General features: G+C 43.8%; 1 protein-coding gene. It reads right to left on the reverse strand.

Annotated elements, in window-relative coordinates; translation table 11 throughout:
• On the reverse strand, positions 1–308 hold a 308-nt coding region (locus CJF42_RS26525; RefSeq protein ID WP_141235720.1), incomplete at both ends, for a PA domain-containing protein.

The raw sequence follows: 308 nt of genomic DNA on the forward strand, positions 1-308 counted from the left end.
TGGGCATCAGCAACAACACTTGTAGCACCACCTTGTAAGTTTGCCAGAATAAGACCATCAGCACCACCAGCTAGTACATGGCGGCCTTTATTTACACGCGCAATAGCACCACGATCACATAATGCAATAGTTCCTTCCTCAAAAGTGCCTACTGGGAAGGGTTGTAAACACTGGGCTGGATCACCTTCAGGATCATTTTCATTCACAAAATCACCAGCATAGACAACTTTACCAACTACACCACCAGTAATTGCCTTACCTGTAATATCCGTTGGTGTATTTTCACCACCAGAAAAACCATTTAATGC

The sequence above is a fragment of the Pseudoalteromonas sp. NBT06-2 genome (assembly GCF_002276045.1).
Classification (GTDB): Bacteria; Pseudomonadota; Gammaproteobacteria; order Enterobacterales; family Alteromonadaceae; genus Pseudoalteromonas.